This is a genomic window from Streptacidiphilus sp. EB103A, assembly GCF_041261405.1.
GTDB lineage: Bacteria > Actinomycetota > Actinomycetes > Streptomycetales > Streptomycetaceae > Streptacidiphilus.
Map to the genome: position 1 here is coordinate 76,251 of NZ_JBGCAQ010000012.1, position 23,163 is coordinate 99,413.

Sequence of the window (23,163 nt, forward strand, 5' to 3'; positions counted from 1 at the left end):
GTGCGGCAACCCCGGCAGCGAGGGGGCCGAAGGCGGAACGGCCCCGCTGCCGGGTCTGCCAGTCTCCCGGATTCTGACGGCGTGAAGGCTTCGGCACGCGGGGACCGACCGCCTTTCGGGCCTGCGGAGCCCGCCCCGCGTGGCCGGGGTACGCCGTTCGAGTGTGTTAGGGGCTGCGCTGCTCCTAGGGGCGGACGGCGTCGGGTGGAGTGGGGTGGGGTGGAGTGGGGTGGAGTGGGGTTGGCGGGCTGCTACTCCGCCCGGCGGAGCCGGAACCAGTAGAAGCCGTGGCCGGCCAGGGTGAGCAGGTACGGCAGCGTGCCGATGGCGGGGAAGCGGACCCCGCCGATCAGCTCCACCGGGTGCCGCCCCTCGAACTCCGGCAGATCCAGTTCGGTGGGCTGGGCGAAGCGGGAGAAGTTGTTCACGCACATGACGATGTCGTCCCCGCCGTCCGGCAGCGTGAGCTTGCGGACGAAGGCCAGCACGGCGGGGTTGCTGGAGGGCAGCTCCGCGTACGAGCCCAGGCCGAAAGCCGGGTTGAGCTTGCGGATCTCGATCATGCGGCGGGTCCAGTGGAGCAGCGAGCTGGTGCTGCTCATCTGCGCCTCGACGTTGGTCACCTGGTAGCCGTAGACCGGATCCATGATGGTCGGCAGATTGAGCCTGCCCGGGTCTGCGGAGGAGAAACCGGCGTTGCGGTCCGGGGTCCACTGCATCGGGGTGCGGACGCCGTCCCGGTCGCCGAGCCAGATGTTGTCGCCCATGCCGATCTCGTCCCCGTAGTAGAGGACCGGGGATCCGGGCAGGGACATCAGCAGTGCGGTGAACAGCTCGATCTGGTTGCGGTCGTTGTCCAGCAGCGGCGCCAGCCGGCGGCGGATGCCCACGTTGGCCCGCATCCGCGGGTCCTTGGCGTACTCCGCGTACATGTAGTCGCGCTCCTCGTCGGTGACCATCTCCAGGGTCAGCTCGTCGTGGTTGCGCAGGAAGATGCCCCACTGGCAGTTGTCGGGGATCTTCGGGGTCTTCGCCAGGATCTCCGCCACCGGATAGCGGGACTCACGGCGGACCGCCATGAAGATCCGCGGCATCACCGGGAAGTGGAAGGCCATGTGGCACTCGTCGCCGCCCTTGGAGTAGTCGCCGAAGTAGTCGACGACGTCCTCGGGCCACTGGTTGGCCTCGGCCAGCAGCACCGTGTCCGGGTAGCTGGCGTCGATCTCGGCGCGGACCCGCTTCAGGAACTCGTGGGTCCGCGGCAGGTTCTCGCTGTTGGTGCCCTCCTCGGCGTAGAGGTAGGGCACGGCGTCCAGCCGGTACCCGTCGATGCCGAGGTCCAGCCAGAACCGCAGCGCGGCCAGGATCTCCTCCTGGACGGCCGGGTTCTCGAAGTTCAGGTCGGGCTGGTGCGAGAAGAACCGGTGCCAGAAGTACTGCTTGCGGACCGGGTCGAAGGTCCAGTTGGAGGTCTCGGTGTCGACGAAGATCACCCGGGCGTCGGCGTAGGCCTTGTCGTCGTCCGCCCACATGTAGTAGTCCCCGTACGGACCGTCAGGGTCGTTCCGGGAGGCCTGGAACCAGGGGTGCTGGTCGCTGGTGTGGTTCATCACGAAGTCGATGACCACCCGCATGCCGCGCTGGTGGGCGGAGTCGACGAACTCCACGAAGTCGGCGAGGTCGCCGAACTCGGGCAGCACGGCGGTGTAGTCGGCCACGTCGTAGCCGCCGTCGCGCAGCGGCGAGGCGAAGAAGGGCGGCAGCCACAGGCAGTCCACCCCGAGCCACTGGAGGTAGTCCAGCTTCGAGGTGAGGCCGCGGAGGTCGCCGATGCCGTCCCCGTTGCTGTCCTGGAAGGAGCGGACCAGCACCTCGTAGAACACCGCGCGCTTGAACCAGTCGGGGTCGCGGTCCTTCTGCGGGGTGTCGGTGAAGGTGTCGGGTACGGGTTCGTTGACGATCACGAGTCGGCCCTCCGGACCGTGAGGATGTGAGCCGGCTGCTGGGTGGGGTCGAGCCGGACGTAGTTGTGGACGCCCCAGCGGTAGCGCGCGCCGCTGAGCTGGTCGTGGACTGTGATTCGGTCGGAGACCGCTGACTGATCGCCCGGGTCGAGGCCGAGGGCGGGCAGGTCGAGCGAGACGGTGGCCTCGTGGGTGTGGTGCGGGTCCAGGTTGACCACCACCAGCACGGCGTCCTCGCCGTGGCGCTTGGAGTAGGCCAGGACCTGGTCGTTGTCGGTGTGGTGGAACCGAAGGTTGCGCAGCAGCTGCAGCGCGCGGTGCTCGCGACGCAGCGTGTTCAGGGTGGTCAGCAGGGGTGCCAGCGAGTCGGTCCGGGCCCAGTCGCGCGGGCGCAGCTGGTACTTCTCCGAGTCCAGGAACTCCTCGGAGCCGGGGCGCACCGGGGCGTTCTCGTAGAGCTCGTAGCCGGCGTAGATGCCCAGGCTCGGGGTCAGCGTCGCGGCCAGGATCGCCCGGATCGCGAAGGCGGGGCGGCCGCCGTGCTGCAGGTAGGCGTGCAGGATGTCCGGGGTGCTGGGGAAGAAGTTGGGCCGCATGTAGGCGGCGGCCTCCCCGGAGAGCTCGGTCAGGTACTCGGTGAGCTCCTGCTTGCCGGTGCGCCAGGTGAAGTAGGTGTAGGACTGGTGGAAGCCGATCTTCCCCAGGGTGTGCATCATCGCCGGGCGGGTGAAGGCCTCGGCCAGGAACAGCACGTCGGGGTCGGTGCGGGCGATGTCGGCCAGCACCTTCTCCCAGAACACGACCGGCTTGGTGTGCGGATTGTCGACCCGGAAGATCCGCACGCCGTGCGCCATCCAGTACCGCAGCAGCCGCAGCGTCTCCACGACCAGGCCGTCGAAGTCCTGGTCGAAGTTGATCGGGTAGATGTCCTGGTACTTCTTGGGCGGGTTCTCGGCGTAGGCGATGGTGCCGTCCGCGCGGCGGGTGAACCACTCCGGGTGCTTCTCCACCCAGGGGTGGTCCGGCGAGCACTGCAGCGCGAAGTCCAGCGCCACCTCCATGCCCAGGTCGGCCGCGCTCGCCACGAAGGCGTCGAAGTCCTCGATGGTGCCCAGGTCGGGGTGGACCGCGTCGTGCCCGCCCTCCTGCGAGCCGATCGCCCACGGTGAGCCGACGTCTTCGGGGCCCGCCTCCAGGCTGTTGTTGGGGCCCTTGCGGTAGGCCCGGCCGATCGGGTGGATCGGCGGCAGGTAGACGACGTCGAAGCCCATCGCCGCCACCGCCGGCAGCCGCTCGGCCGCCGTGCGCAGCGTGCCCGGGACGGGCGCGCGGTGGCCGCGGTGGTCCACCACGGCGCCCTCGGAGCGGGGGAAGAACTCGTACCAGGAGCCGTACAGTGCCCGCTCCCGGTCCACCTGCAGGGCAGACGGGCGAGAGGCGGACACCAGTTCGCGCAGCGGATAACGCGTCAGGATCCGGGTCAGCTCCGGGTCCAGTGCTGCCGCCAGCCGGGCCGCCGGGTCGAGCTCGGCCCGGCGCAGGGTCAGCGCGGCGGCCAGGACCAGGGCCCGGCCCTCCTTCTTGGGGACGCCGGGGGCGGCGCGCTCCAGCAGCAGCGCGCCCTCCTCCAGGACCAGCGCGGTGTCGATGCCGGCCGGGATCTTGATCTCGGCGTGGTGCCGCCAGGTGGCGAGCGGATCGCTCCAGGCCTCCACCGAGAAGGTCCAGCGGCCCGGCGCGGTGGCGACCACCTCGGCGCCCCAGCGGTCGGTGCCGGGCGCCAGCTCGCGCATCGGGGTCCACGGGCCACTGCGGCCCCTGGGGTCGCGGAGCACCACATTGGCCCCCACCGCGTCATGGCCCTCACGGAACACGGTGGCGCTGACCTCGAAGGGCTCGCCGACGACGGACTTGGCCGGGCGGGTGCCGCAGTCCACGCGGGGGCTGACGTCCAGGACGGGGATTCGGCCGATCATGTGCTGCTGTTCGTCCTCTGCGGGCCGGGCTGATCGAGGGGGGCGGGTGGTACGTGTGACGCGGGTGGTACTGGGCTTACCCGTCTTACTACTGGCACTGGTCCTACTGGTGCCATTGGTCGTATCGGTACGACCGGTGTCGCTGGAGGCGCGCGGCTTCCGCGGCTCCGGCGTTGACGGAGGACTGCTGGCCAACGGCTGCTCCACCTGCTCCTTGTGCGAATCCCGCACGTCCCGCATCTCCCGCTCCTGACCACGATCGGCGGCAGCCGTCCGGGGTCGCACCCGTGTTCCGAGGGAGGGCGCGTCCGGTCGGCGCCGGAGGGCTGTGCCGGTCGGGAGGGCCACCGAGGACGGCTTCGGCCGTTTGTGGGGCCGATGCGTTCTGTTGACCTGACCCGGACCCGAAGGAGTGACCCCGAGAGCCTTCCCCCGGTCCTCTCCGTCAACCTGGCGTGCGGTGGTCACCGCAGCCGCGGCCGGTACGCGCCGGGGCGCGAACCGGCGCGCACGCGCCCCATTCCGTCACGGGCCTCGTGGTCCGCTGGCTACAACGAGCACGTGGGGAGGGGGACACGCGGAGGGCAGAGCACAAGCTGTGGCTGGAAAACGCAGAGCGCCGGCCGCACTCTGCGTGAAACTCTCTCGACCTGCCTCGATCCTCGCACCGACATGGCATACCGCGCACCGGTATCCACACCTTTCAGCCAGTTGGAACGACAGTTCGTCAGGTGTGGCGGCGTGCACGGGCCTCGTGTGCGTCGGCCGTGCGACCAAGGGATTTCGGCCGTGTGAACACGCGCCCCCATGCGCCTGCCTGCGCCGTTGTGCGCCACTGCGCCGTCCGGGTGAGATCCCGTCCCGTTGCTCCACCGGAGCGCACCGGGCGGCCGCGGCGGCCTCCAGGACTCGCTTCGCAAGGCCCTCAGCTCACGCTATCTTCGCTTGGGTGAAGGCAATCCGACGTTTCACAGTCCGCACCGTCCTGCCCGAACCCCTTCGAGCCCTCGGCGAATTGGCGCTCAATCTGCGCTGGTCCTGGCATCCGGACACCCGCGAGCTGTTCCGCGAGGTGGATCCGGAGACCTGGGAGGCCGCAGGCCGCGACCCGGTGCGGTTGCTGGGCCAAGTGGCCCCGCAACGCCTCACCGCACTCGCCGCCGACCGGCGCTTCCTGCGCCGTCTCGGCGATGCCGCCGACGATCTGAACGACTATCTGAGCGGTCCGCGCTGGTACCAGAACCAGCTGGCCCTGCCGGACCCGCCCGGCCTGCCCACTGCCATCGCCTACTTCTCACCCGAGTTCGGCATCACCGCGACGCTGCCGCAGTACTCCGGCGGCCTCGGCATCCTGGCCGGCGACCACCTCAAGGCCGCCAGCGACCTGGGCGTGCCGATCATCGGGGTGGGCCTGCTCTACCGTCACGGCTACTTCCGCCAGTCCCTGTCCAAGGACGGCTGGCAGCAGGAGCGCTACCCGCTGCTCGACCCCAACGAACTCGCCGTCAGCCAGCTGCGTGAGGCCGACGGCAGCCCCAGTACCGTCTCGCTGGCCCTCCCCGGAGGCCGGCAGCTGCATGCCCGCATCTGGAAGGCCCAGGTCGGGCGGGTGCCGCTGCTGATGCTCGACTCCGACATCGAGGAGAACGCCGCCTCCGAACGCGACGTCACCGACCGCCTCTACGGCGGCGGCAGCGAGCACCGGCTGCTCCAGGAGATGCTGCTCGGCATCGGCGGGGTGCGGGCGGTCCGCGCCTTCTGCCGGCTCACCGGGCACGCCGAGCCCGAGGTGTTCCACACCAACGAGGGCCACGCCGGCTTCCTCGGGGTGGAGCGCATCCGGGAGCTGGTGGCGGTCGCCGGGGCCTCCGGGACTTCAGGGACTACGGAGAAGACCGAGCCGCTGGACTTCGACACCGCGCTGGAGGCCGTCCGCGCGGGCACCCTGTTCACCACGCACACCCCGGTCCCGGCCGGCATCGACCGCTTCGACCGGCAGCTGGTGCAACGCCACTTCAGCGGCGACGCCCAGCTGGACGGGGTGCCGGTGGAGCGGGTGCTCGCGCTGGGGGCCGAGGGCTGGCCGGGCGGGGACCCGGGCCTCTTCAACATGGCCGCGATGGGTCTGCGCCTGGCCCAGCGGGCCAACGGGGTCAGCACCCTGCACGGCAAGGTCAGCCGGGAGATGTTCAACGGACTCTGGCCGGGATTCGACGCCGAGGAGGTGCCGATCACCTCGGTCACCAACGGGGTCCACGCCCCCACCTGGATCGACCCCGAGGTGGTGCGGCTCGGCTCCAAGGAGATCGGCGCCGAGCGCACCGAGGAAGCCATGATGGTGGGCGAGTCCCGCCGCTGGCACGGCATCGAGCAGATCCCGGACCAGGAGATCTGGGAACTGCGCCGCCGGCTGCGCGAGCAGCTGGTGGACGAGGCCCGCGAGCGGGTCCGGGCCTCCTGGCGGCAGCGCGGCGCCTCCGAGGCCGAGCTGGGCTGGGTCGCCGGGATACTCGACCCCGACGTGCTGACTATCGGCTTCGCCCGCCGGGTGCCCTCGTACAAGCGGCTCACGCTGATGCTGCGCGACCCGCAGCGGCTGCGGGCGCTGCTGCTGCACCCGACCCACCCCATCCAGATCGTGGTGGCGGGCAAGGCGCATCCGGCCGACGACGGCGGCAAGCGGCTGATCCAGAAGATGGTGCAGTTCGCCGACGACCCGGCGGTGCGGCACCGGATCGTGTTCCTGCCGGACTACGACATGGACATGGCCTCCGCTCTCTACCCGGGCTGCGACGTCTGGCTGAACAACCCGCTGCGCCCGCTGGAGGCCTGCGGCACCTCGGGCATGAAGTCCGCGCTCAACGGCGGACTGAACCTCTCGGTGCTCGACGGCTGGTGGGACGAGTGGTACGACGGCTCCAACGGCTGGGCGATCCCCACCGCCGAGGGCATCGGCAGCATGGACCCGGACGGGCCCGAGGCCGACCGCCGGGACGACATCGAGGCCGCCGGCCTGTACGACCTGATCGAGCACCAGGTCGCCCAGCGCTACTACGACCGGGGCGGGGACGGCCTGCCGTCCCGCTGGATCGAGATGGTCAGGCACACCCTGATCACCCTCGGCCCCAAGGTGCTGGCCGGCCGGATGGTCCGCGAGTACGTCGAGCGGCTCTACACCCCGGCGGCCGAGGCCAGGCGCACCCTGGCCGCGGACGGTTCGTACGACGGCGCGCGGGAGCTCGCCGCCTGGAAGGCCCGGGTCAGGGCGGCCTGGCCGGCGGTGGGCGTCGACCACGGCGAGACAGCCGACAGTACGGACAGCGCGGAGCTGGGCACGACCCTGGCCCTGCGGGTGCATGTCGCCCTCGACGGCCTGGACCCCTCCGACGTCGACGTCCAGGTCGTGTCGGGCCGGGTCGACGACGCCGACCGGATCACCGACGCCACGGCGGTCTCGCTGAAGCCCGCCGACCGTGCCGACCTGGACGGCCGCTGGCGCTACGAGGGGCCGCTGGAACTCGGCCGCACCGGACCCTTCGGCTACACCGTCCGGATCCTGCCGGCACACCGGCTCCTCGCCTCCAGCGCGGAGCTCGGCCTGATCGCCGTCCCGGCCGAGACCGGCGGCATGGACTCGGGCCTGCTGCGCTGACCGGACATCACGAGAGGACGGGGCCCCGGCGCATGAGAGCGCCGGGGCCCCGCTCTGTTGTGCCGAGCCGTCAGACCGAGCCGTCAGACCAGGCTGTCGCGCCAGGCCTGGTGCAGGCGGCTGAAGCGGCCGGTGCCGGCGATCAGGTCGGACGGGGTGCCGTCCTCGACGATGCGGCCCTGTTCCATGACCAGGACCCGGTCGGCGATCTCCACGGTGGAGAGCCGGTGGGCGATGATCACGGCGGTGCGTCCGGCCAGCACGGTGCGCATGGCCTCCTGCACGGCCCGTTCGCCGGGGACGTCCAGGGAGGAGGTCGCCTCGTCCAGGATCAGCACCGCCGGGTCGGCGAGCAGAGCCCTGGCGAAGGCCACCAGCTGGCGCTGGCCCGCCGAGATGCGGCCGCCGCGCTTGCGCACGTCGGTGTCGTAGCCCTCCGGCAGCGCGCTGATGAAGCCGTGCGCGCCGATGGCCCTGGCTGCGGCCTCGACCTCCTCGCGGCTCGCGCCGGGGCGCCCGACGGCGATGTTGTCGGCGACCGTCCCGGAGAACAGGAAGGACTCCTGAGTGACCATCACCACGCCCTTGCGCAGCTCCGCCGTGGCCAGCTCGCGCAGGTCCACGCCGTCCAGCAGCACCCGGCCGCCGGTCGGGTCGTAGAACCGCGCCAGCAGCTTGGCCAGGGTCGACTTGCCGGCGCCGGTGGCGCCGACCACGGCGACGCTCTGGCCGGCCGGGATCCGCAGCGAGAACTCCGGCAGCACCTGTTTGCCGGTGCGGTAGGAGAAGCCGACCCGGTCGAAGACGATCTCGCGGCCGCTCTGTGCGGTGTCCGGGTGCGCCGTGTCCGACTGCTCCGGCAGCGGCACCGCTTCGACCGGTTCCGGGACGGAGGGCTCATGGGCCAGCAGGCCCGCGATCTTCTCCAGCGCCGCCGCCGCCGACTGGTAGCTGTTGACGAACATCGCCAGCTGGTCGATCGGGTCGAACAGCCGCCGCAGGTACAGCACGAAGGCGGCCAGCACCCCGAGCTGGAGATCCCGGTCGGCGACCAGGTAGGCGCCCCAGAGCACCACCCCGATGATCCATACATTGGCGGTGAGCCTGGCCGAGGCGATGAACAGCGCCATGGACAGCGAGCTGTCCGCGTTGGACTTGGCGTACTCGGCGTTGGGGACGGCGAAGAGGGCGTCGTTGGCCTCCTCGCGACGGAAGGCCTGGACCGGGCGGATGCCGTTCATGGTCTCGGTGAACCGCACGATCACCGAGGCCACGGCGGACCGCGAACGCCGGTAGATCTCCCGGGAGCGGATCCGGTAGGAGCGCTGCAGCAGGAAGACCGGGCCGGCCGAGGCGACGGACGCCAGGCCCAGCCGCCAGTCCAGGACCAGCAGCAGTCCGCTGATGTAGACGATCTGCAGCGCCACCGAGAGCAGCTCCTGCAGGCCCTCGCTCAGCAGCTCCCGGACCGCGTCCACATCGCTGGTGGCCCGGGAGATGATCCGGCCCGAGGTGTAGCGCTCATGGAAGTCCAGGCTGAGCAGCTGGGCATGGCGGAAGATCCGTCGGCGCATCTCCAGCAGGATGTCCTGATTGATCAGCCCGGACAACCGGATGAACCCGCGCTGCAGCAGCGTCGCGGCGGCGGCGCAGCCCAGGTACGCCGCGGTGACGGCGATCAGCGGCCCGGCGTCGTGGTCGCGCAGCGCCGGAATGCCCCGGTCGATGGCGATGGACACCAGCAGCGGGCCCACCTGCAGGGCGGCCTGCTGCACCACGATCATCAGCACCGCGAGGACGATCCGTTTGCGGTGCGGGCCCAGCAGCGAGCGCAGCAGTGCGCGGGGCGCGCCCGGCGGGACGGGGATGTCCTCGCTCTCGGCGGTCGTCGCGGGCCCGGGCACAGGCTCTGCCGCGGGCCCGTCCTCGTCCGGCAGCTGCTCCTCGACGAGAGTGCCTTCGTCGAGCGTCTCCGCTTCCACTGCGGCCTCCGTGTCGTTGGGCTGGCGGTCGGTCAGAACGGTGCCGGTGTCGCTCATGCCGACACCCGCTCGCCGGACATCAGCTCGCGGTAGGCGGGCGAGGTCTCCAACAACTCGTGGTGCGTGCCGACGGCCGCGATCCGCCCGTCGACCAGCATCGCGACCCGGTCCGCGAGCAGGACCGTGCTCGGCCGGTGCGCCACGACCAGGGCCGTGGTGTCGGCCAGCACCCGCCGCAGGGCCCCCTCGACCTGCGCCTCGGTGTGGACGTCCAGCGCCGAGAGCGGGTCGTCCAGCACCAGGAAGTCGGGCGTGCCGACCACCGCCCGGGCCAGGGCCAGCCGTTGTCGCTGGCCGCCGGAGAGGCTCAGGCCCTGCTCGCCGACCTGGGTGCCGGTGCCCTGCGGGAGGGACCTGACGAAGTGCGCCTGGGCGACGTCCAGGGCCCGCTGCAACTCCTCCTCGTCCGCGTCCGGCGCGCCCATCAGCACGTTCTCCCGTACCGAGGCGGAGAACAGGGTGGGCTCCTCGAAGGCGACCGAGACCAGCTGGCGCAGCCTGGTCCTGGGCAGCGCGGTGATGTCGGCGCCGTCCAGGGTGATCCGCCCGGCGCTGGGGTCGTAGAGCCGGGGGAGCAGCGCGGTCATGGTGGTCTTGCCGCTGCCGGTGTTGCCCACCAGGGCCATCGTCTCGCCGTGGCGGATGTGCAGGTCGACGCCCTGGAGCAGGTCCGGGGTGTCGGCCGGCGCGTCCGGGTAGCGGAAGCGCACGCCCTCGAAGCGGATGCCGTCGCGGACGCCGCCGCTGCTGCCGGGAGCAGCGGCGGCGTCGGTGTCGGCGTCGGTGACGACGTCGTCGGTGTCGGCCAGTGGGGTGTCCAGCACCTCGAAGAAGCGGTCCGTGGCCGTCGCCGCCTCGTTGCTGTAGGCCAGCAGCCAGCCGAGCGACTCGACCGGCCAGCGCAGCGCCAGCGCCGTGGAGAGGAACGCCACCAGGGTGCCCGCCGTGGTGGTGTCGTGCGCGACCTGGACCACGCCTATCGCCAGCGCGGTGCCCAGGGCCAGCTCGGGCAGGCCGACGATGACGGCCCAGAGGTTGGCCAGCAGCCGGGCCTTGTTCAGCTCGGTGCCCCGCAGCTCGCGGGCCTGCGCCCGAAAGCGCTGCGCCATGGTGCGGTGCCGGCCGAAGGCCTTGAGGATGCGGATGCCCAGCACCGACTCCTCGACGATGGTGGCCAGGTCACCGTTCTGGTCCTGGGCCAGCCGGGCGGCGGCCGAGTAGCGGCGCTCGAAGTAGGAGCACAGCATGATCAGCGGCGCGGCCGGCAGCACCGCGATCACCGCGAGCTGCCAGTCCAGGGCGAACATGATGCCGATCCCGACCAGGAACACCATCGAGTTGACGATCAGGAACACCAGCGGGAAGGCCAGGAACAGCCGGATGGTGAACATGTCCGAAGTGGCCCGGGACAGCAGCTGTCCGGAGGCCCAGCGGTCGTGGAAGGTCACCGGCAGCCGCTGCAGCCGGGCGTAGAGGTCGGCGCGCATGATGCGTTCCACGCCGGAGAGCGGCCGGGCGAGCAGCCAGCGGCGAAGGCCGAAGAGGAGCGCCTCGGCCAGCCCGAGGAGCAGCAGTTGCGCGGCGGGCCACCACAGCCCGGCCGAGTCGTGGTGCGACACCGGCCCGTCCACGATCTGCTTCAGCACGAGCGGGATCAGCAGACCGGCCAGCGAGGCCACCATGGCCGCGCAGGTCGAGCCGACCAGATACCAACGGATCGGGCGGGCGTACGGCCAGATACGGAGCAGCGAGCGTACGGTCGAACGCTTGGGTGAGTGGGCGGGCGCGGGCGAATCGGTCATGGCGGCAGGGTCCGGTCTGTCGGCGTCCGGGGTGGCCGGAGCTGTGGATTCCGGTAGCGACGGCGCTGGTGGCGCCTGCGGTGTGGGTATGGAGGATGAGGGACTGGACATCGTCTGTGAGCGTACGGCCCACCACTGACAATCCTCATCTGGTTTTTGCTCAGGCCCTCGGCCCGGGGCACGTCGACAGCCGCCGACTCCCCTGCCGCCAGGGGAGTCGGCGGCAACTGACCAGCCGTTACCGGGTCACTGCCCCGCGGGCAGGTGCACCAGGGTCTTCCCGGTTCCGTCGACCACGTCGAGACCCGTGATCTGCGCGGGGCTGATCGAGGTCGAGGCGGGTACCTGGGCGGAGAGCGCGTAGCCGGAACCCCAGGTGCCCGCGGTCTCGCTCCGCCCGCCCTGCCCGTGCACCACCAGGTGGCAGGTGATGTCGGAGGGCAGTCCGCCCAGCTTCAGCTGGAACTGGGTGCCCCAGGCCTCAGGGAAGAGCGCGGCGGTCGCCGAGACATGGGTGGTCGGGTCGGTCGCGTCCCAGGTCGCGGCGGCCACCACGGTGGGCTTCCCGGTCGTGGTGGTGTGCTCCACCACCGCGTACACGCCCACGCCGGCGGCGCTGGCCGCCAGGGCCAGCCCGGCGGCCAGCGCCGCGCGCCTGCGGCCGCGCCGGCGGTGCTGCGGCGGAACCGCCATCGGCCGCAGCCCGGCGTCGTCGGCCGGCTCCCGTGCCGGGCTCAGCGACTCGGCGACCTCCGCCGACTCCGGCAGTTCCTCGAAGGCGGTGTGCCGCATCAGCCCCGGCAGCGGCGCCAGCTCCACCAGTTCGGCCTGACACAGTGCACAACCCGAGATATGCCGCTCCAGCGCCCTCCGCTCCTCGGGTTCGAGGGCCCCGAGCAGATAGGCGCCGAGCGAGACGCTCTCCTGACACGGCGTCGTCATCGGGATGTCACCCCTCTCTCCTCCAGTACGTTCCGCAGGGCACGCAGCCCGTAGTAACAGCGGGATTTGACGGTGCCGACCGGCACCCCCAGGTGCTCCGCCGTCTCGGCCACGGTGCGGCGCAGGTAGTACACCTCGATGAGCACGGCGCGGTGTTCGGCGCGCAGTCCGCGCATGGCCTCCAGCATCTGCCAGCGCTCCAGCATCCGGTCGAGCTCGAGGTCTCCGTCGCCCTTGGCCCACTCGCCGCCCTCGTCGTCCGGTAAGGGCGCCTCGGCCGGCCTGGCCTTGGTCTTGCGGTAGGCGGAGACCACCAGGTTGTGGGCGACGGTCTGCAGCCAGGGCCCGGCCCGGTCCGGGTCGAGCGAGTCCTGGTGCTGCCAGGCGCGCAGGAAGGTCTCCTGCACGATGTCCTCCGCCCGCTGGTAGTCGCCATGGACCAGCCCCAGCACCCGGCCGAGCACCGAGCGCCCGTACCGGGAGTAGAGGGAGCGCACGAACTCCGAATCGCGCGCCTGCGAGTGGTCCACGCCTTCCAGTACGCACCACCTGCGGGAAGGGTTCAAGTGCCGGTGGGATCAATCCGAACCGGACGGCACCGGCGGACGGCAGATCCTGAGCAGCAGCAGCGTCCGCCCGGGGACGGTGAGCCCGGTTCCGGCCTCGTGCCGGTGGCCGGGCGGTGCCGCCTGCTCCTCCAGCGAGGTGTCGACAAGCACCTCGTACGCCCCGGCCCAGGGCGCCCCGGGCAGCAGGAACCTGGTCGGCCGGTGGTCCGCGTGCAGGACCAGCAGAAAGCTCTCGTCGCTGAGCTCGCGGCCGAGCGGGTCGCGCTCGGACATCTCGTCCCCGGACAGGTACATCCCCAGGGTGGCGCCGGGGGTGTACCAGTCGGCCTCGGTCATCTCGCGCCCGCGCGCGGTGAACCAGGTGAGGTCGCGCAGCCCGCCCGGATGCGCCGGGCGCCCGGAGAAGAACGCGCGCTGGCGCAGCACCGGATGCTCCCGGCGCAGCTGGATCAGCCGCGCCGTGAGCTCGGTCAGCGCCCGCCAGCCCCCCTCCCTGGAAGACACAGCCCCGGCGGGGGACTCCCGCAGCAGCGACCAGTCCACCCAGCTGATCGGATTGTCCTGGCAGTAGGCGTTGTTGTTGCCGTCCTGGGTGCGCCCCATCTCGTCGCCGGCGACCAGCATCGGCACCCCGGTCGACAGCAGCAGGGTCGCCAGCAGATTCCGCAGCTGCCGCCGGCGCAACGCGTTGACCTGCGCGGATTCGGTCTCGCCCTCCACTCCGCAGTTCCAGGAGTGGTTGTCGTCGGTGCCGTCCCGGTTGTCCTCGCCATTGGCCTGATTGTGCTTGTCGTTGTAGGACACCAGGTCGCGCAGGGTGAAGCCGTCGTGCGCGGTGACGAAGTTGACCGAGGCGTAGGGGCGCCGCCCGCCCTGCTGGTACAGGTCGGACGAGCCGGCCAGCCGGTAGCCCAGCTCCCTGACGTCCGGCCGGGCGCCGCGCCAGTAGTCGCGGACGGTGTCCCGGAAGCGGTCGTTCCACTCGGTCCACAGCGGCGGGAAGCCGCCGACCTGGTAGCCGCCGAGGCCCACGTCCCAGGGTTCGGCGATCAGCTTGACCCGGCTGAGCACCGGGTCCTGGGAGACTGCGGAGAGGAACGGCGCCAGCATCGACACCTCGAACGGCGAGCGGGCCAGCGCCGCCGCCAGGTCGAAGCGGAAGCCGTCCACGCCCATCTCGGTGACCCAGTACCGCAGCGAGTCGGTGATCAGCCGCAGCACCTGCGGCTGGTTGGCGTCCAGGGTGTTGCCGCAGCCGGTGAAGTCGGCGTAGGCGCGGCGGTTGTGCGGCTGCAGCCGGTAGTAGCCGGCGTTGTCGATGCCGCGCAGCGACAGGGTGGGACCGCCCTCGCCGCCCTCGGCGGTGTGGTTGTAGACGACGTCGAGGATCACCTCGATCCCGGCGGCGTGCAGCGCCCGCACCATCCGCTTGAACTCGGTGACCTGCTGGCCCCTGCTGCCGGACGCGGCGTAGCCGGCGTGCGGGGCGAAGTAGGCGATGGAGTTGTAGCCCCAGTAGTTGCCCGAGCCGCGCCGCTGCAGATGCTCCTCGTCGGCGAACTGGTGCACCGGGAGCAGCTCGACCGCGGTCACCCCGAGCCGGGTGAGGTGCTCGATCGCGGCCGGGTGGGCCAGACCCGCGTAGGTGCCGCGGAGCTCCTCCGGGATGCCGGGGTGACGCTGGGTGAAGCCCTTGACGTGCAGTTCGTACAGGACGGTGTCGGCCCACGGCGTCTTCGGCCGCCGGTCGTCGGACCAGTCGTCGTCGTCATGGACCACCACGGCCTTGGGCATGTACGGGGCCGAGTCGCGGTTGTCCCGGACGGTGTCCGCGACCTCGCGCTCCGGCCAGCCCCGGACGTGCCCGTACATGGCGTCGTGCAGCCGGAACGGTCCGTCGACCGCCCGGGCGTACGGGTCGAGCAGCAGCTTCGCCGGGTTCCAGCGGGCGCCGGTCCAGGGGTCCCAGCGGCCGTGCACCCGGAAGCCGTAGCGCTGCCCCGGCAGCACTCCGGGCAGGTGGCCGTGCCAGGTCTGGAAGGTCTGCTCGTGCAGCGGGTGCCGGGTCTCCCGGTCCTCCTCGTCGAAGAGGCAGAGCTCGACCGCCTCGGCCCCGGCCGCCCAGAGGGCGAAGTTGGTGCCGGGGCGTCCGTCCGGGCCGATGTGGAAGCGGGCGCCGAGCGGCTGCCAGCTCCCCGGCCACACCTGCTGCGCCGCGACCGGCGCGACCTGCAACGGCGCCTCGGTCGGCCGCTCCACCGACGGTGCCTGCTGTTCCGCCGCTACCAGCCGCAGCCTCCCGCGCCCGCCGTCCGCATCGCCCTCGTCACGGTCACCCGCCCCCTGCCAAGCCGTCATGACGCGTACCTCCCCGCTGCGGGGAGTCCCGTTCCCCGGCTGGAATGTACGTTCCCACCCTGCCCATGGATGTCACGTGCAAGCGGCCATGGATCCACACAGAGGACGTGTCCCCGTCGATCAACCCTCGTTGATCCCGGGAGTGGCTGACACGAAGGAGCGGTGACGGTGGGTCGGAGCAACAGGGTTCGGCGGTCGGGTCTTCGGCGGTCGGGTCTTCGGGGTGCGGTCCTCGGCCTGTCCGCGGGGGCGCTGGCGTTGCTCACGGCCTGCGGGGGCGGGACCGGACGGGCCCCCTCCGCGGACTCCGCCCCGGCGGTGTCCGCCGCCGTGGTCACCCTCACCCCCGGGGACGGCGCCGCGCAGGTCCCGGCTGAGGGCGGGGTCGGGGTCGGCGTGGTCTCCGGAAAGCTCACCGAGGTCAGGCTCCGGGACGACCGGGGCGACGAGGTCCCCGGCGCCCTCGGCGCCGACGCCGCCTCCTGGAAGCCGACGGCCAGACTGCTGCCGGAGACCCGCTACACCCTGGACGCCATCGCCACCGACGGAAACGGCCTGCAGGCCGCCAAGCACGCCGTCTTCACCACCTTCGTCCCCACCGACACCTTCATCGGCTTCTACACGCCCGAGGACGGCGCCACCGTCGGCGTCGGCATGGAGGTGTCGCTGCGCTTCAACCGGCCCATCGCCGACCGGGCCGCGGTGCAGCGGGCCGTCACGGTGACCGCGAACCCGTCCGTCCCGGTGGTCGGCCACTGGTTCGGCGACCGGCGGCTGGACTTCCGCCCGCAGAACTACTGGCAGCCGGGCACCCGGGTGGTGCTGGCACTGAACCTCAAGGGCGTCGAGGGCGCGCCCGGGGTCTATGGAACGCAGCAGAAGAAGGTCTCCTTCACCATCGGCCGGGCCCAGATCAGCACCGCCGACACCGTCGCCGACACGCTCACCGTCCGCCGTGGCGGGCAGCTGCTGCGGACCCTGCCGATCTCGGCCGGCGGACCCGGGCACGCGAGCTACGACGGGATCATGGTGATCTCCGAGATGTACCAGGTCACCCGGATGAACTCGCAGAGCGTGGGCCTGGGCAGCGAGTACGACATCCCCGCCGTGCCGCACGCGATGCGGCTCACCGACTCCGGCACCTTCGTCCACGGCGTCTACTGGCGGCCGGCCTCGGTCTTCGGCAGCCAGAACACCTCGCACGGCTGCATCGGCCTGCACGACGTCAAGGGCGGGACGAGTGATTCCACCCCGGCCGGCTGGCTGTTCGACCACTCGATGATCGGCGACGTGGTGCGGGTGACCGGTTCCTCCGGCGACTCGGTCGCCCCGGACAACGGCCTGAGCGGCTGGAATCTCAGCTGGGCCCGGTGGACCGCGGGGAGCGCGCTGCGCTGACCCCCTCAGGGTGCTGAAGATCTGCAACGAATTGGTACCGGATCCCCACGAAAGGGCGTCAACCGAACGTTCCCGCAGAGTTCTCCCAGCTGCGCCGGTTAGAGTGCGACGCGTCCGCCCGGCATGTGCGGGGAAACTCCGCCCTCGGATGCAACTGAGCAGGGTGCCTGGGCGTTCCTAGAGGTTGAACATCCGGGAGGGGAGAGTCGGTTGAGTTCGGCACGGGCGGTTGACGCCAGCACTGAGAAGGAACGGCGCGGACGGGGGATCGGAGCGGGCCGCCGCAGCGGCACCCGGCGTGCCCTGGTGGCCCTGGCGGCGGGTTCCCTGCTGCTGATCGCCACGGCGTGCAGCAGCAACGGCGGCACCAGCACGGTCGGCGCTGCGGCGGGCGGCAGTTCCGCGAGTGCGACGGCCGGCGCCGGGTCCGGCGCTTCGGCGTCCGCCTCGGCCAACTCCGCGGCCGTGGTGACCATATCGCCCAAGAACGACTCGACCGGTGTGAACACCAACGGCGCGCTCAAGGTCTCCGTGGCCACCGGCAAGCTGACCACGGTCAAGGTCTCCTCCTCCGACGGCACCGCCATCAGCGGCACTCTCGCCACCGACGGCAGCACCTGGACCCCGTCGAGCGCGCTGCGCTCCGGTACCAAGTACACGGTCGCCGCGACCGCGGTGGACAGCGCCGGACTGAGCGTCACCGATCAGTCCAGCTTCACCACGATGACACCGAGCAACATCAACATCGGCAACTTCAACGTCGACCCGGGGGCCACCTACGGCGTCGGCATGGAGGTGTCGATCACCTTCACCCACCCGGTGAGCAGCACGTACCGGGCCGCCGTGGCGAAGGCGATCTCGGTCACCGCCTCCCCGGCCGTGGACGTCGAGGGACACTGGTTCGGCAGCTCCCGGCTCGACCTGCGCCCGCAGAGCTACTGGCAGGCGGGCACCAAGGTCACCCTGCACATGAACCTCGACGGTGTGGAGACCTCCAGCGGGGTCTACGGCAAGCAGTACAAGGACGTCGCCTTCACCATCGGCCGCAGCCAGACCAGCGTCGCCGACAACACCGCGCACACGCTGAAGGTCTACCACAACGGCGTGCTCTACAAGACGCTCCCCGCCAGCCTCGGCGACGCCACCCACACCACGTACAACGGCAAGATGGTGATCACCGAGAAGGATCCGACGGTCGACATGGACTCGCAGACCGTCGGCCTGGGCAACGCGTACAACATCAAGGACGTGCCGCACGCGATGCGGCTGACGACCTCGGGCACCTTCGTGCACGGCAACTACTGGCGGCCGGTCTCGACCTTCGGCAGTGAGAACACCAGCCACGGCTGCGTCGGTCTGCACGACGTCAAGGGCGGCGGCGACCCCACCACCCCGGCGGCCTGGTTCTACAACAACTCGATCATCGGCGACGTGGTCCAGGTGGTGAACTCGCCCGACAAGATCGTCCAGCCGGACAACGGCCTGAACGGCTGGAACATGAGCTGGTCCGCCTGGACCTCCAACTGAGCCCGACGGTTAGCATGCGTTAACCCACCCTCAGGTGCTCAGGAGGAAACATGACCGCCCTCGTCACCCTCGATGTGCAGGACGCCGTCGGGACGATCCGGCTGGCCCGCCCGCCGATGAACGCCCTGGACGCGGCGATGCAGGACCAGCTCAGGGCGGTCGCCGAGGAGGCCACGGCCCGCGCCGACGTGCGGGCCGTGGTGGTCTGGGGCGGTGAGAAGGTCTTCGCGGCCGGGGCCGACATCAAGGAGATGCAGCGGATGTCGTACAGCGACATGCTGCAGCGCGGGCCGGCCCTGCAGGGCGCCTTCGACGCGGTCGCCCGCATCCCCAAGCCGGTGGTCGCCGCGGTGACCGGCTACGCGCTGGGCGGCGGCTGCGAGCTGGCGCTCTGCGCGGACATCAGGATCGCGGCCGAGAACGCCAAGTTCGGCCAGCCGGAGATCCTGCTCGGACTGATCCCCGGGGCCGGCGGCACCCAGCGGCTGTCCCGTCTGGTCGGCCCGTCCCGGGCCAAGGAGCTGATCTTCACCGGCCGTCAGGTGCGTGCCGACGAGGCGCTGCGGATCGGCCTCGCGGACCAGGTGGTCCCCGCCGAGGAGGTCTACCCGACCGCGCTGGCCTGGGCGTCCAGGCTGGCGGCGGGCCCGGCGCTGGCGCTGCGCGCGGCCAAGGAGGCGGTGGACCGGGGGCTGGAGACCGACTTGGACACCGGGCTCGCCCTGGAGCGCAGTCTCTTCGCAGGTCTGTTCGCCACCGAGGACCGGGAGACCGGGATGCGCAGCTTCGTGGAGGACGGCCCGGGCAAGGCCGTGTTCCACTGATCGGTCCCTGATCGTTCCGCTGTTCCCAGGCATATGCCGGAAGCACTGATGATTCTTTACGCATTGTGCTCCCCAAGTCAGCACAGAGTCGCGATGATAGGGGCATGGCACCACGGGGCAAGGCTGAGCAGCGAGTGACGGACGGGACCGGCGGTGGTGCGGTCGCGTCGTTGGAAGGCGTCCCGGGGACCGCCGCGGACACCTTCTGGACCGAGGACTGGACGGCCGCGCTGTGGCCGGAAACGCTCGGCGGCTCGGCCGGCTGCCCGGAGGCGGTCACCCCGGCGGAGCTGGAGCTCGCCCTCTTCGGTCAGCTCACCGACCCGATGACCGAGGAGGTCCGGTTGCCTTCCGGTCCCGCCTCCTCGGCGAGAGCCCGTCGCCTCGTCCGGTCCGCCCTGGACACCTGGGGCCTGGGCGGCCTGGGCGAGGTGGCGGAGCAGCTGGTGGGTGAGCTGGTGGCCAATGTGGTCCGGCACACCGGCGGGCGCTCCTTCGGGCTGCGCCTGGTCCGGCGGCCGGGCAGCATCCGCTTCGAGGTGCGCGACCCGTCCAGGGCGCTGCCCTGCCTGATCATGGGCGACGCCGAGGACGACGCCGGGCGCGGGCTGCAGCTGGTCGATGTGATGTCCGACCGCTGGGGCGCGGACCTGCTCTCACGCGGCAAGTCGGTGTGGTTCGAACTCCGGTCCCGTGAGGCCGCCGCGGGCTGAGGCGGGGGTGATCAATCGGCTGGCCTTCGCCGGTGGCAGCGGGGAGGATAGCGATCATGACCACTCCTCACACTGCCGCGGTCCTGCCCGAGCCGCCGTTCTCGCTCACCGGTGACGGACTGTTCCTGCGCGAGTGGACGCAGGAGGACATCCCGGTGATGGTCCGGCTCTTCGACGAGCCCGAGGTGGCCCGCTGGACCCCGCTCAGCTCGCCGTTCGACCTGGACGCGGCCGCGCGCTACCTCGGCCGGGCCCGCGCGGCCCGGGAGGCGGGGACCAGGATCCAGTTCGCCATCAGCGAGACTGCCGAAGACGGCAGCGCACCGCGCGGCGAGGTCCTGGCGATGCTCAAGGGCGACGACGGGCGCGACGTCGAGATCGGCTATGCGATCGGCGCCGCCCACCGTGGCCGGGGCCTCGCGGTCCGCGCGGTACGGCTGCTCACCGATTTCGCCTGGACCGTCATCGGCGCCCGCCGGGTGGTCCTGCGGATCGAGCCCGACAACGACGCCAGCTCCGCCGTCGCCCGCAGGGCCGGCTACACCGCCGCCGACCTGCCCCTCGACGTCGTCGAGGACCCCGACGGCACCCGGATCTCGCTGCGGATCTGGGAGCACCGCCGTCCCGGGGTGTAGCGGCTGACGAAGCCTCAGGCCTCCTGCTCGGAACGTTCGGCGATGCGGCGGAGGTTCGCGGCGAAGACCTCGCGGGCGTCCGGGGTCAGCCGGGCCAGGGCGACCATCGCGGTCACGATGACGTCGCAGAGCTCGTTCCTGACGTCGTCCCAGCTGTGCGAGAAGCCCTTGCGGGGGTTGGTCCCGGTCGCGCCGATCACCGCCTCGGCGACCTCGCCGGCCTCCTCGGTGATCTTGAGGAGCTGGAGCAGCACCCGGGTGTCGTCGGGGATGTCGCTGCCCCGGTCGAGCCAGCGGACCAGGCTGTCGATGGTGTCCCAGGCGGTGTCGTCCACAGCGCTCCTGTAGGTAGGGGGCAGGCGGCCCAGGCTGGCCGAGGGCCGGGCCCGGCGTCAAACGCCGGCCCCGGCCCTCGGTGGAACGCGCACCGGACGGGACGTCAGACCGCGCCGATGGCCGGGTCGCTGGTGCTCACCCGACCGGTCTCGACATGACCGGCGATGCGCCGCAGGAAGGTCGCGTCCTCGGCGGAGGTCACCGTCAGGTCGTACCAGCCGTGCGTGGCGTCCAGAGTCGCCGTGTGCGTCCGGCTGGCGCCGGGCCGCAGCTGGTAGCTCTCCGGCCCGGCGCAGCCGTACGCGTCGGTGACCGTCAGCCGTACCGTCGTGTGCCCGTGGTTGCTCAGTACCAGCTTGACCCGGCTGCCGTGACCGTCATGACTGGTGGTCACCTCGGGCCCGGCGGTGGCGAGCCGCCCCTTGAACTCCCGCAGGAAGCCGTTGGGGCCGTGGGCCGAGAAGTCGTAGCCGCCGCCGGCGGCCGTGGACACGGTCCAGCTGCCGGTGAGCGACTTGTGCGCCTCGACGGTGTAGGTCCACGGACCGGCCGTGTCGGTGGTCGAGCGCACCTGCCAGTTCGCCCCGGCCCGGCCGTGGTTGGCGAACTCGACGGTCAGGGTGGACCTGGCGCTGTCGACCCGGCCGTCGGCGGACAGCTCGTACGGCAGCGGACGGGCCGGACGGGTGCCGCGCTCCTGCTTCGGCAGCGCCGGGGCCGAGGGAGGGGTGGGCACGTAGTCGGGGTGCCGGTTCTGGTCCGGCGGCTGGTAGCCGCCGGTGGCCGGCAGCGGGGGCACCGCGGTGTCGGTCCGGGAGAAGTCGAAGGCGGAGGTCAGGTCGCCGCAGACGGCGCGCCGCCAGGACGAGATGTTCGGCTCCTCGACGCCGAAGCGCTCCTCCATGAAACGGATGATCGAGGTGTGGTCGAACACCTGCGAGTTGACGAAACCGCCCTTGCTCCAGGGCGACACCACCAGCATGGGGACCCGCGGGCCCAGGCCGTACGGGGCCGAGAGGAAGCCGCTGCCGCCCGCGAAGAGGCTCGCGGCGGAGACCCCGTCTGTGTACAGCTCGTCGGCGACGTCCACGGTGGAGGCGCCCTGCGCCGCGGAGAACGGCGGCACCGGGGGCACCACGTGGTCGAAGAAGCCGTCGTTCTCGTCGAAGGTGACGAACAGCGCCGTCCTGGCCCAGACCGCAGGGTCGGCGGTGAGCGCGTCCAGCACCTGGGAGACGTACCAGGCGCCGTAGTTGGCGGGCCAGTTGGGGTGCTCGGTGAACGCCTCGGGGGCGACGATCCAGGACACCTGCGGCAGGTTCCCGGCCTTCACGTCGGCCTTCAGGACGTCGAAGAAGCCGTCGCCCTTGGTGACGTCAGTGCCGGTGCGGGCCTTGTCGTAGAGCGGGTCGCCGGGCTTGGCGTTGCGGTACTGGTCGAAGTAGAGCAGCGAGTTGTCGCCGTAGTTGCCGATGTAGGCGTCGCTGGTCCAGCCCCAGTAGCCGGCCGCGTCCAGCCCGGTGCCGACGTCCTGGTAGATCTTCCAGGAGACCCCGGCCTTTTCCAGCCGCTCCGGGTAGGTGGTCCAGGCGTACCCGGCCTCGGCGTTGTCCAGGACCGGTCCCTTGCCCTTGCCGTCGTTGCCGGTGTACCCGGTCCATAGGTAGTAGCGGTTGGGGTCGGTGCTGCTCATCAGCGAGCAGTGGTAGGCGTCGCAGATGGTGAAGGCGTCGGCCAGCGCGTAGTGGAACGGGATGTCGTCCCGGGTCAGATGGGCCATCGTGGTCGCGCCCTTGGCCGGGATCCACTTGTCGTAGGCGCCGTTGTTCCAGGCCCAGTGGGTGCTGTTCCAGTCGTGGGCGAGGTCCTCCAGGAAGGTCAGGCCCAGGTTCTTCGCGTCCGGGTGGAACGGCAGGATCTCCTTGCTGCCGTCCGACTGGTACCAGACGGACTTGCCGCTGGGCAGCGTCACCGGCTTGGGGTCGCCGAAGCCGCGGACCCCGCGCAGGGTGCCGAAGTAGTGGTCGAAGGAGCGGTTCTCCTGCATGAGGACGACGATGTGGTCGACGTCCTTCAGCGTCCCGGTGCGGTGGGCGGCAGGGATCGAGGCGGCACGGGCGATGCTGCTCGACATCGCGGTGGCGGCGGCGGTGCCGCCGGCCAGCTGGATGAAGCGGCGACGGTTGAGGGCAGTCATGAAGGAGGGGCTCCCGGTCTGTCCGAGGCGGGTGTTGGGGCGGGTGTTCAGGGTGAGGCGGTTGGACATTCTCACCACACTTGTTCGAACAAGTGGGGGCGTTTGCGAAACAACCAGGGGAAGGCTGCGCCAACTGCGCCGCGCTGTCGCGAGGACCCTGTGAATGATGCCGTCCGCAATCCTGTCAACAATTTGGTATTGCATCGGCATTGACCCGGCCGGTACGAC

At 71.2% G+C, this 23,163-nt stretch carries 15 protein-coding genes; 6 read left to right on the plus strand and 9 right to left on the minus strand.

From position 1 onward, the window contains the following. Positions 1 to 251 precede the first annotated feature (251 nt). Both treS and ABH941_RS20655 read right to left on the minus strand, forming a co-directional pair. The gene (treS, locus tag ABH941_RS20650; RefSeq protein ID WP_370130890.1) at positions 252 to 1,964 is read right to left on the minus strand and encodes a maltose alpha-D-glucosyltransferase; all 1,713 of its coding nucleotides are present in this window, start codon (positions 1,962 to 1,964) and stop codon (positions 252 to 254) included. Next, entirely contained in the window at positions 1,961 to 3,940 is a 1,980-nt protein-coding gene (locus ABH941_RS20655) for an alpha-1,4-glucan--maltose-1-phosphate maltosyltransferase (protein WP_370130891.1), read from the minus strand. The genes treS and ABH941_RS20655 overlap by 4 nt, the downstream gene beginning before the upstream one ends. 949 nt (positions 3,941 to 4,889) lie before the next feature. Here ABH941_RS20655 and glgP point away from each other — a divergent pair. Further along, on the plus strand, positions 4,890 to 7,592 hold the full coding sequence (gene glgP / locus ABH941_RS20660; protein ID WP_370130892.1) for an alpha-glucan family phosphorylase: 2,703 nt from the start codon (positions 4,890 to 4,892) through the stop codon (positions 7,590 to 7,592). A gap of 83 nt (positions 7,593 to 7,675) precedes the next feature. Here glgP and ABH941_RS20665 read toward each other — a convergent pair whose 3' ends face one another. The 5 genes from ABH941_RS20665 to glgX form a co-directional block, all read right to left on the minus strand. Beyond that, complete coding sequence (locus ABH941_RS20665) at positions 7,676 to 9,631, minus strand: ABC transporter ATP-binding protein (RefSeq protein ID WP_370130893.1); 1,956 nt, start codon at positions 9,629 to 9,631, stop codon at positions 7,676 to 7,678. After that, positions 9,628 to 11,436, minus strand: coding sequence for an ABC transporter ATP-binding protein (locus tag ABH941_RS20670; protein WP_370130894.1), 1,809 nt, complete (start codon positions 11,434 to 11,436; stop codon positions 9,628 to 9,630). The genes ABH941_RS20665 and ABH941_RS20670 overlap by 4 nt, the downstream gene beginning before the upstream one ends. A gap of 246 nt (positions 11,437 to 11,682) precedes the next feature. Continuing rightward, positions 11,683 to 12,378: an anti-sigma factor gene (locus ABH941_RS20675; RefSeq protein ID WP_370130895.1), complete on the minus strand. Its 696-nt coding sequence runs from the start codon at positions 12,376 to 12,378 to the stop codon at positions 11,683 to 11,685. After that, positions 12,375 to 12,908 (minus strand): sigma-70 family RNA polymerase sigma factor, encoded by a 534-nt coding sequence (locus tag ABH941_RS20680; RefSeq protein ID WP_370130896.1) that lies wholly within the window; start codon positions 12,906 to 12,908, stop codon positions 12,375 to 12,377. The genes ABH941_RS20675 and ABH941_RS20680 overlap by 4 nt, the downstream gene beginning before the upstream one ends. A 48-nt stretch (positions 12,909 to 12,956) precedes the next feature. Next, positions 12,957 to 15,305 (minus strand): glycogen debranching protein GlgX, encoded by a 2,349-nt coding sequence (gene glgX / locus ABH941_RS20685; protein WP_370130897.1) that lies wholly within the window; start codon positions 15,303 to 15,305, stop codon positions 12,957 to 12,959. A 168-nt stretch (positions 15,306 to 15,473) separates the two neighbouring features. On the opposite strand from glgX, the gene ABH941_RS20690 reads away from it, so the two are divergent. From ABH941_RS20690 to ABH941_RS20710, 5 genes are all read left to right on the plus strand, one after another. Then, positions 15,474 to 16,703, plus strand: coding sequence for an Ig-like domain-containing protein (locus tag ABH941_RS20690; protein WP_370130898.1), 1,230 nt, complete (start codon positions 15,474 to 15,476; stop codon positions 16,701 to 16,703). Between the two features lie 210 nt (positions 16,704 to 16,913). Continuing rightward, positions 16,914 to 18,230 (plus strand): Ig-like domain-containing protein, encoded by a 1,317-nt coding sequence (locus ABH941_RS20695; RefSeq protein WP_370130899.1) that lies wholly within the window; start codon positions 16,914 to 16,916, stop codon positions 18,228 to 18,230. Between the two features lie 50 nt (positions 18,231 to 18,280). After that, positions 18,281 to 19,054 (plus strand): enoyl-CoA hydratase/isomerase family protein, encoded by a 774-nt coding sequence (locus ABH941_RS20700; protein ID WP_370130900.1) that lies wholly within the window; start codon positions 18,281 to 18,283, stop codon positions 19,052 to 19,054. Positions 19,055 to 19,158: 104 nt separating this feature from the next. Continuing rightward, entirely contained in the window at positions 19,159 to 19,767 is a 609-nt protein-coding gene (locus tag ABH941_RS20705; RefSeq protein ID WP_370130901.1) for an ATP-binding protein, read from the plus strand. A gap of 56 nt (positions 19,768 to 19,823) precedes the next feature. Next, positions 19,824 to 20,402 carry a GNAT family N-acetyltransferase gene (locus ABH941_RS20710; RefSeq protein WP_370130902.1) on the plus strand — a complete coding sequence of 193 codons (579 nt, stop codon included), beginning with the start codon at positions 19,824 to 19,826 and terminating at the stop codon, positions 20,400 to 20,402. Between the two features lie 14 nt (positions 20,403 to 20,416). Here the strand turns inward: ABH941_RS20710 and ABH941_RS20715 are convergent, their stop codons facing one another. Both ABH941_RS20715 and ABH941_RS20720 read right to left on the minus strand, forming a co-directional pair. Then, positions 20,417 to 20,737 carry a MazG-like family protein gene (locus tag ABH941_RS20715; RefSeq protein WP_370130903.1) on the minus strand — a complete coding sequence of 107 codons (321 nt, stop codon included), beginning with the start codon at positions 20,735 to 20,737 and terminating at the stop codon, positions 20,417 to 20,419. 104 nt (positions 20,738 to 20,841) lie between these two features. After that, positions 20,842 to 22,935, minus strand: coding sequence for a phosphocholine-specific phospholipase C (locus ABH941_RS20720; protein WP_370131028.1), 2,094 nt, complete (start codon positions 22,933 to 22,935; stop codon positions 20,842 to 20,844). Positions 22,936 to 23,163 lie beyond the last annotated feature (228 nt).

What these genes read in the sequence shown, in the direction of transcription:
- ABH941_RS20655 (WP_370130891.1), bottom strand. Translation starts at nt 3,940, where the DNA reads ATGATCGGCCGAATCCCCGTCCTGGACGTCAGCCCCCGCGTGGACTGC.
- ABH941_RS20665 (WP_370130893.1), bottom strand. Translation starts at nt 9,631, where the DNA reads ATGAGCGACACCGGCACCGTTCTGACCGACCGCCAGCCCAACGACACG.
- ABH941_RS20670 (WP_370130894.1), bottom strand. Translation starts at nt 11,436, where the DNA reads ATGACCGATTCGCCCGCGCCCGCCCACTCACCCAAGCGTTCGACCGTA.
- ABH941_RS20675 (WP_370130895.1), bottom strand. Translation starts at nt 12,378, where the DNA reads ATGACGACGCCGTGTCAGGAGAGCGTCTCGCTCGGCGCCTATCTGCTC.
- glgX (WP_370130897.1), bottom strand. Translation starts at nt 15,305, where the DNA reads ATGACGGCTTGGCAGGGGGCGGGTGACCGTGACGAGGGCGATGCGGAC.
- ABH941_RS20700 (WP_370130900.1), top strand. Translation starts at nt 18,281, where the DNA reads ATGACCGCCCTCGTCACCCTCGATGTGCAGGACGCCGTCGGGACGATC.
- ABH941_RS20705 (WP_370130901.1), top strand. Translation starts at nt 19,159, where the DNA reads ATGGCACCACGGGGCAAGGCTGAGCAGCGAGTGACGGACGGGACCGGC.
- ABH941_RS20710 (WP_370130902.1), top strand. Translation starts at nt 19,824, where the DNA reads ATGACCACTCCTCACACTGCCGCGGTCCTGCCCGAGCCGCCGTTCTCG.
- ABH941_RS20720 (WP_370131028.1), bottom strand. Translation starts at nt 22,935, where the DNA reads ATGACTGCCCTCAACCGTCGCCGCTTCATCCAGCTGGCCGGCGGCACC.